Below are 8,177 nucleotides of genomic sequence, written 5' to 3'. Positions count from 1 at the left end.
AGTACCTGGCTACGAACCAGGCGGTCGGAGGTTCGAATCCTCCAGGGCGCACCACATTATTAGAGAAAGCCTCGTTTTTACGAGGCTTTTTTTATGCTTGCTGTAAATTTGTTGCGACAATGTTAAATTTACGGTTTTTTTAACTTGTTGTATTTAAAGTAATTCTTGATTGCTTCTTTGTTATTCCACCTTTCTCATATCATTTCCCAGAAAAGCCCCGTTTAAGTCACAGTTTAAATATCTAAAAATGACTCATTTGACAGATTTATGTGATCTGATAGGCGAATAATTAACCTTATGTGTGCGTTATCCGTAACAGAACCTTAAACAAAATTGACAAACTTTTACCAATCGAGATAATCCATGGGTCGGGATCACTATTCGCTGAAATCCTGCACCTATGTCAGGATGACGAAGAAAGGAAGCAACATGACTAATATTGGAAGCCTGCTAGGAGATGCAGCAACTCTAATGATAACGGGAATGTCCGTTGTCTTTATTTTCCTAACTATTCTAGTTTACCTCGTTCGGTTGATGTCAAAACTGGTACCAGAAGAAGTACCTGAACCGATCGCAGCACCTAAAAAAATTAAAAAATCACAATCAAACCCTTCTGCTGTTAGTCCACAGGTAGTGGCAGCAATTTCGGCCGCGGTTCACCAATACCGTGCGTCTACTGCTAAGTAGCATTTAAAGGATTAAAAAGGAGTTTATGAGCATGTCTAAACCACTAGCTATCACTGATGTGGTACTTCGTGACGCGCACCAGTCACTATTTGCTACACGTATGCGTATCGAAGATATGCTGCCTATTGCGGCAGAACTGGATAAAGTTGGTTACTGGTCTTTAGAGACTTGGGGTGGCGCGACGTTTGATTCGTGTATCCGTTTTCTTGGAGAAGATCCGTGGGAGCGTTTGCGTGAGCTGAAAAAAGCGATGCCAAACACACCAATGCAGATGCTACTGCGTGGTCAAAACCTATTGGGCTACCGTCACTACGCGGATGATGTAGTAGAAAAATTTGTTGAACGTGCCCATAAAAACGGCATGGACGTATTCCGTATCTTTGATGCGATGAATGACGTACGTAACTTTGAAAAAGCAGTGAAAGCAACGATCGACGTTGGTGGCCACGCTCAAGGTACCTTGTCTTACACAACCAGTCCGGTTCACAACTCAGATACTTGGGTTGATTTGGCCAAACGTCTAGAAGACCTAGGTTGTCACTCACTATGTATCAAAGATATGTCCGGTTTATTAAAGCCGTATGAAGCGGAAGAGCTGATTACACGTATCAAAGCATCGTGTGACGTTCCTCTAGCGCTGCATAGCCACGCGACAACCGGTCTATCGACTGCAACAGCGGTTAAAGCCGTTGAAGCGGGTATCGACATTCTAGATACCGCTATCTCTTCAATGAGCTGTACTTACGGTCATACGCCAACCGAAACGGTTGTTGCGATGTTAGAAGGTACAGAGCGCGACACCAATCTCAAACTAGACCAAATCGAACCAATCGCAGCTTACTTCCGTGATGTACGTAAAAAGTACGCGAAATGGGAAGGTCAGCTGAAAGGTGTCGATTCTCGTATCCTGATCGCTCAAGTTCCTGGCGGCATGTTAACTAACATGGAAGGCCAACTTAAAGAACAAGGCGCAGCCGATCGCATGGATGAAGTTCTAGAAGAGATCCCACGCGTACGTAAAGAGCTGGGTTACATTCCTTTAGTAACACCAACGTCTCAGATTGTCGGTACTCAAGCAGTTATTAACGTTTTAACCGGTGAGCGCTATAAGAGCATCACGAAAGAGACTGCTGGTCTACTGAAAGGTGAATACGGTCAAGCACCTGCTGAAGTGGATGCTGAACTGCAAGCGAAAGTTCTAGACGGTGCAGAGCCGATTACTTGTCGTCCTGCCGATTTACTTAAGTCTGAAATGGATACGTTAACGACGGATCTGTTAGAGAAAGCGAAATCAGAGGGTATCTCTCTAGCTGAAGATACGGTTGATGATGTACTGACTTACGCGCTCTTCCCACAAGTGGGCCTTAAGTTCCTTAAGAACCGTCGTAACCCTGAAGCATTTGAACCTGCACCGACTGCAGAAACGGCAGCTCCTGTTGCGGCTACACCACAACCTGTTGCTGGTGGTATTGAAAGCTACAGCGTGAAGGTTGATGGTCAAGTTTATGATGTTGAAGTTGGTCCTCAAGGTGAACTGACATCGGTATCTCCATCAGCGAAACCTGCACAAGCGGCTCAAGCAGCACCTGCTGCGGCTTCTGATGCAGAAGCCGTTCCAGCTCCGTTAGCGGGCAACATCTTCAAAGTTATCGTTCAGCCGGGTGCTGAAGTGGCTGAAGGTGATGTGCTACTGATCTTGGAAGCGATGAAGATGGAAACCGAAGTTCGTGCTGCTCGTGGTGGTATCGTTCAAGAGTTAAATGTTAAAGAAGGCGATGCAGTTACTGTAGGCGCTCCACTACTAAGCTTAGCGTAAGGGAGTCCTATGGAAGGATTGATGACCTTATGGTCTGAAACAGGTATTGCTAACTTTGAGTTCGGCCAGATCTGTATGATGTTGGTCGGTTGCTTACTGTTGTTTTTGGCAATTCGTAAAGGATTTGAACCGTTACTTCTACTACCGATTGGTTTTGGTGCCGTATTAGCAAACATTCCAAATGCAGGGTTTACTGATCCTGGTGGTTTGCTTTATTACGTTTACTACATTGGTATTGAAACGGGTATTTTCCCACTGCTGATCTTTATGGGTGTAGGTGCAATGACGGACTTCGGTGCGTTGATTGCTAACCCTAAAACGTTATGGCTAGGGGCTGCAGCTCAGTTTGGTATCTTCGCAACGCTATTTGGTGCGATCTTGCTGAACTATGTTCCAGGAATGGAATTCTCAATGGCCGATGCTTCGTCAATTGCGATCATTGGTGGTGCCGATGGCCCAACCGCGATCTTCTTAGCAAGTAAACTATCTCCTGATCTTTTAGGTGCCATTGCGGTAGCAGCTTATAGCTACATGGCTTTGGTTCCTATTATTCAGCCGCCAATCATGAAAGCGCTAACGACGCCGGAAGAACGCAAGATTAAGATGGCGCAGTTACGTCACGTTGGTAAAGCCGAGAAGATCCTTTTCCCGCTTGCTGTACTACTGATGACAATTCTGTTCCTACCTTCAGCAACACCTCTAGTGGGTATGTTCTGTTTAGGTAACTTAATGCGTGAAGCGGGTGTAGTTGATCGTCTTTCAAAAACAGCTCAAAACGAACTGATTAACGTCGTGACTATTTTCCTAGGCCTAGGTGTTGGTTCTAAGCTTCAAGCGGATACGTTCTTGAACTTAGAGACACTGGGTATTCTAGGTTTAGGTGCGGTGGCGTTCAGTATCGGTACGGCGGGTGGCGTATTAATGGCTAAGCTACTTAATCGCTTCTCTAAAGAAGACATCAACCCACTGATTGGTGCGGCTGGTGTATCAGCGGTTCCTATGGCGGCTCGTGTTGTAAACAAGGTTGGTCTTGAGGCAAACCCTCAGAACTTCTTGTTGATGCATGCAATGGGCCCGAACGTGGCAGGTGTACTTGGTAGTGCGGTTGCCGCAGGTATTCTATTAGCTCTCGTGGGCTAATGAACTGCTTGGTCATGTGTCGTTACGTTAATTGGTCGTCAATTTACGAATGAGCGGTTAACTTCGCCTTATTAAATGGTTTATAGTCAAAGGGATGCTTTCGCATCCCTTTCTTTTTTATCAATTAGGGTGTTTGCTCTCTAGGGCTTTTATCAATCAAGGAAATGTGGAAATGGAAAACAAACAGATTGCGATTACTCAATTCGGCGGCGTCGAAAACCTAAGTATTCAAACCAGTGCTATTCCTGAGCCTAAGACTGGAGAAGTGGTGGTTAAAGTTTCCTTTTCGGGCATTAATCCGATTGATGTGAAAACCCGTGCCGGCCTTGGTTGGGCAGCAGCACAAAACAAAGACAATCTTCCTTGGGTGCCGGGTTACGATATTTCAGGTCAAATTGTCACACTAGGCGATCAGGCTGAACGCTTTACTATTGGTGATAATGTAGCAGGCTTTATTGGTTTTCCGCTGCAAGGCGGCGGTTATAGCCAATATGTGAGTGTTCCAGAGGCTGCATTAAGCATGGTTCCTGATTCGGTTACTCTAGAAGCGGCAGCTGCATTACCACTAGCCAGCCAAACAGCAGCACAGGCACTCAACAAAGCTGAAGTGAAAGAAGGTGACCGCGTGCTCATCTTAGCGGGCGCAGGCGGTGTTGGTCATCTAGCGGTTCAAATAGCGGTGGCAGCGAAGGCTGAGGTTTACACAACCTGCAGCGAAGCCAATCTTGATTACCTTGCGACGTTAGGTGCTCACGCGATTAACTATAAGTTTGCGCCAGCATCAGAAAGAGTATCTGATGTCGATGTACTGATTGATTTGGTCGGTGGCGATACCGCTCTCGATGCGTTGAAGTGCCTGAAAGATGACGCAAGAGTCGTGACAGTCCCCACTCTATCTGCAGAATTGATCTGTGAAAAAGCAACACTATTGGGCTTTACGGCATCAGGCATGTTGGTTGAACCAAATCCTGAGCAAATGGACACTATGCTTTACATGGTCAGTGTCGGATTGCTCAAAACAGAAATTCAAGGTATCTACCAGTTAGACGAGGCGAAGTCGGCGCATCTACAAGTTGAAACCGGACACACCAGAGGCAAGGTGCTACTTAAAATGCAAGAAAGTTGATATGCAGTGCTAGAATTTTTTAACTCTCTTTTTGAAAATATCGCGCTGTGGTTCTCGGACTCGGCGCTGTGGGTACTCTTCATCAGTGGCTTCTTGAGTGCCACGTTACTACCCGGTGGTTCAGAAGCTAGCCTTGTGGCTGCATTGAGCTTAGATCAGTTCTCAACATCGTCGATTATTCTCATAGCGACACTTGGTAACACGTTAGGTGGCCTGACCAATTATTGGATTGGTTTGTGGCTGCCCAATCGAACTCAATCTGAAAAGCATGGTCATAAGGCTATGGCTTGGCTGAGCCGTTATGGTTACTGGACACTGTTATTCAGTTGGTTACCCGTTATTGGTGACCCTTTGTGTCTCGCGGCGGGTTGGCTGAGAATGAAATTTATCCCTAGCGTTATTTTGATAGCGATTGGTAAAGCCGCTCGCTACAGCTTACTTGCTGCTATCTACTTCGGTTTTTTCTAAGGAGAACCTATGAAAAAGGTTTTACTTGGTACATTTTCTCTTATCGCCATCGCTGGCTGTTCTTACAATGTACCTAGCTCAACACCCTTCTTTTCTTCGCTTCCGGAAGGGGTCACCTTGTTAGAAGAAGTTAAGCCTTCTAAAGATAAAGTCGTGATTCCGTATGCGAAATATCAGCTTGAAAATGGCTTGACCGTTATTCTTTCTCCTGATGATTCCGATCCGTTGGTGCATGTTGATGTCACTTATCACGTAGGTTCTGCACGTGAGCAGATTGGTAAGTCAGGCTTTGCTCACTTCTTTGAGCACATGATGTTCCAAGGTTCTGAGAACGTTGGTGACCAACAGCACTTTAAGATCATTACCGAGGCTGGTGGCTCGTTAAACGGCACGACTAATCGTGATCGAACTAACTACTTTGAAACCGTTCCATCTAACCAACTTGAGAAAATGTTGTGGTTAGAATCAGATCGCATGGGCTTTTTGTTGGATGCTGTTTCTCAGAAGAAATTTGAAGTTCAAAGAGGCACGGTTAAAAACGAACGTGCTCAAAGTTATGAAAACCGTCCTTATGGCTTGATGTGGGAACGTATGGGTGAAGCGCTTTACCCAGAAGGTCACCCTTACTCATGGCAACCAATTGGTTATGTTGAAGATCTTGACCGTGTCGATGTTAATGACCTTAAGGCGTTCTTCCTACGCTGGTACGGCCCAAATAATGCGGTACTGACTATCGGTGGTGATATCGATGTTAATGACACGCTAGAATGGGTTAACAAGTACTTTGGTCCTATCCCTCAAGGTCCAGAAGTTAAGGCTGCTGAGAAACAACCTGCAGTGCTGACTGAAGATAAGTACATCACCTTAAAAGATAATATTCGTCAGCCGATGGTGCTTGTGGGGTGGCCAACCACTTATCGTGGTGAAGAAACACAAGCTTCGCTAAATGCACTGTCTAATGTTTTAGGTTCTGGTACCAACAGTTACCTATATCAAAACTTGGTTAAGACGCAAAAAGCGGTGAGTGCAGGTTCATTCCATGACTGTGCTGAATTGGCTTGTACCATGTATGTTTATGCGATGGGCGACTCTGGTAAAAAAGGGGATTTGACGGTTCTTAATAAAGAGTTGATGGATACCTTAGAACAGTTCTCGAAAGAAGGTGTTGAACAAGAGCGCTTAGACCAAATTACCGGTATGGCTGAAGCGGATGCGGTTTTCGCTCTGCAAAGTGTTAAAGGGAAAGTCTCACAGCTGGCTTCGAATCAGACCTTCTATGGTCAACCGGATCGTATTGAATCGCAACTTGATCAAATCCGAGCGGTAACACCAGAAAGCGTCAGTAAGGCATACCAAGATTTCATCGAGGGTAAGCATAAGGTGACACTCAGTGTTGTTCCAAAGAAGCAGCTCGATCTCGCGGTTCGTGAAGCTACATTCACCACTCCAGCTCGCACGTTACCTGAATATGCCAAGGTCACTGAAGATCAGCTTGATTTCAGAAAAGCACCGAACACATTTGATCGCAGCGTTATGCCAGAAGTGAACTTTGGCGTTGAAGCGACTATGCCTGAGCTGTATCGCATGCACTTTTCGAACGGCACTGACTTGATTGGTACTGTGACTAGTGAAACGCCGACAGTACAGTTACAAATTCAACTTCCAGCTGGCGAGCGTTATGTTCGCAAAGGGCAAGAAGGCTTAGCGAACTTAACGGCTTCGATGATGGAAGAGGGGGCGACTAAGCGAACGGTTGAAGAATTACAGGCTACCTTAGATAAGCTAGGTAGCAGTGTGAGCATTAGTGCGGGCAGTTACACCACAGATATTTCAGTCTCGACGCTAGAGAAAAATCTGCCTCAAACCTTAGCGATTGTGCAAGAGGTTCTATTTGAGCCTAAGTTTGATGAGCAAGACTTTGAACGTGTTAAGAAGCAGATGCTTGAAGGCGTTGTCTATCAACACCAACAGCCAAGCTGGATGGCTTCTCAAGCAACTCGTGAAGTGCTATTTGGCGACAGCATTTTTGCTCGCGCAAGTGATGGCACTAAGGAATCTCTATCGAAATTGACCTTAGACGATGTGAAAAAATTCTATGCGCAACATTACACACCAGAAGGTGCCAATATTGTTGTTGTTGGAGACATCTCGAAGAAAGAGGTAGGGAAACAGCTACAATTCTTTGAACAGTGGCAAGGCGATGCGGCACCACTAACGCGTCCACAGATCGTCAAAGAGCTTTCTGGTCAGCACTTGTATTTAGTTGATAAACCGGGTGCGCCGCAAAGTATTGTTCGTTTGGTGCGTAAAGGCTTACCTTTTGATGCGACCGGTGAGTTGTATTTGAGCCAGTTGGCTAACTTTAATTTAGCCGGTAATTTCAATAGCCGTATCAACCAGAATCTACGTGAGGACAAAGCCTACACTTACGGTGCTAACGGTTACTTCGCCAGTACGCGTGAAACGGGCGCGGTGGTATTCAGTGCTCAAGTGAGAGCTAATGCGACGGTTCCATCGATTCAAGAGTTTATCTCTGAGCTAAATGAATTTAGTCAGAGTGGATTAACTGACGAAGAGGTGAAATTTATGCGCCTTGCCGTCGGTCAACAAGATGCACTTAAATACGAAACACCAAGTCAAAAGGCTGGGTTGTTGAGTAATATTGTTGCGCTGAGCCTTGACGAAGATTACCTGCAACAACGTAATCAGATAGTTGAAACTGTCTCAAAAGAGACGTTAAACGAGCTATCTAAGAAATGGTTTGACCCGAATGATTATCAAATAATTGTTGTTGGCGACGCGGCTTCGCTTCGTCCTCAACTAGAAAAGTTAGATATTCCAATAGAAGAGCTTGAAATCATTCGTTAGAGTACACATTAAAGGGGGAGGAAAAAGACTCTATTTTTCTCCTCCGACCTAATTTATGATAGTTCTAATCAG

Annotated in this window: 6 protein-coding genes; all 6 read left to right on the top strand. The window is 45.3% G+C overall.

The genetic code is table 11. The features are described 5' to 3' along the window. Positions 1–429 precede the first annotated feature (429 nt). Positions 430–687: an oxaloacetate decarboxylase subunit gamma gene (locus OQJ75_RS01730; RefSeq protein WP_010435831.1), complete on the top strand. Its 258-nt coding sequence runs from the start codon at positions 430–432 to the stop codon at positions 685–687. Positions 688–718: 31 nt separating this feature from the next. Then, the gene (oadA, locus tag OQJ75_RS01725) at positions 719–2,503 is read left to right on the top strand and encodes a sodium-extruding oxaloacetate decarboxylase subunit alpha (protein ID WP_265970612.1); all 1,785 of its coding nucleotides are present in this window, start codon (positions 719–721) and stop codon (positions 2,501–2,503) included. Positions 2,504–2,512: 9 nt separating this feature from the next. Beyond that, entirely contained in the window at positions 2,513–3,643 is a 1,131-nt protein-coding gene (locus OQJ75_RS01720; RefSeq protein ID WP_004735495.1) for a sodium ion-translocating decarboxylase subunit beta, read from the top strand. 172 nt (positions 3,644–3,815) lie between these two features. Next, entirely contained in the window at positions 3,816–4,769 is a 954-nt protein-coding gene (locus OQJ75_RS01715) for an NADP-dependent oxidoreductase (protein WP_265970611.1), read from the top strand. Positions 4,770–4,775: 6 nt separating this feature from the next. After that, positions 4,776–5,237 carry a YqaA family protein gene (locus OQJ75_RS01710; protein WP_004741880.1) on the top strand — a complete coding sequence of 154 codons (462 nt, stop codon included), beginning with the start codon at positions 4,776–4,778 and terminating at the stop codon, positions 5,235–5,237. A gap of 9 nt (positions 5,238–5,246) precedes the next feature. Next, the gene (locus OQJ75_RS01705; protein ID WP_265970610.1) at positions 5,247–8,105 is read left to right on the top strand and encodes a M16 family metallopeptidase; all 2,859 of its coding nucleotides are present in this window, start codon (positions 5,247–5,249) and stop codon (positions 8,103–8,105) included. Positions 8,106–8,177 lie beyond the last annotated feature (72 nt).

Origin of the sequence: Vibrio sp. 14G-20, assembly GCF_026241515.1 — a bacterium.
In the GTDB taxonomy this organism is placed as follows: domain Bacteria; phylum Pseudomonadota; class Gammaproteobacteria; order Enterobacterales; family Vibrionaceae; genus Vibrio.
Note: the sequence above shows the minus strand (reverse complement) of the source record. Positions and strands in the feature narration are given on the sequence as shown.

Bases quoted from the DNA above. Each gene is read 5' to 3' on its own strand.
- OQJ75_RS01730 (WP_010435831.1), top strand. From the start codon at position 430: ATGACTAATATTGGAAGCCTGCTAGGAGATGCAGCAACTCTAATGATA.
- oadA (WP_265970612.1), top strand. From the start codon at position 719: ATGTCTAAACCACTAGCTATCACTGATGTGGTACTTCGTGACGCGCAC.
- OQJ75_RS01720 (WP_004735495.1), top strand. From the start codon at position 2,513: ATGGAAGGATTGATGACCTTATGGTCTGAAACAGGTATTGCTAACTTT.
- OQJ75_RS01715 (WP_265970611.1), top strand. From the start codon at position 3,816: ATGGAAAACAAACAGATTGCGATTACTCAATTCGGCGGCGTCGAAAAC.
- OQJ75_RS01705 (WP_265970610.1), top strand. From the start codon at position 5,247: ATGAAAAAGGTTTTACTTGGTACATTTTCTCTTATCGCCATCGCTGGC.